At 51.3% G+C, this 279-nt stretch carries 1 protein-coding gene; it reads right to left on the bottom strand.

Features of this window, described 5'->3' with window-relative positions; translation table 11 throughout:
- Positions 1-279, bottom strand: a 279-nt coding sequence (locus AB4486_RS25055) for an SLC13 family permease (protein ID WP_372119404.1), incomplete at both ends; no start/stop codon positions are given.

The following is a 279-nucleotide window of genomic DNA, read 5'->3' as shown; positions in this document are numbered from 1 at the left end:
GGTGAGTTGGATGATTACAAAAGGTAAGCCCATCATCATCCAGCTCAGGAAGTCGATGGTGTTTTCACCGGTTAGGTATTGCAGTGCAATGGCGTTGGGAGGCGTACCGATTGGTGTTGCGATACCACCAGTATTAGCGGCAATCGGAATACACAATACGAGTGCTTTGATCCCCATATCGCCTTTGGGTGCCGAAGCCACAATAGGGCCGAGCAGGGCCAGCATCATAACCGTGGTTGCGGTATTCGACATAAACATCGAGAACACGGCGGTGATCAG

This window comes from Vibrio sp. 10N.222.55.C6 (genome assembly GCF_041473395.1).
GTDB lineage: Bacteria > Pseudomonadota > Gammaproteobacteria > Enterobacterales > Vibrionaceae > Vibrio > Vibrio crassostreae_C.
This window is presented reverse-complemented; position numbering and strand designations above follow the sequence as displayed.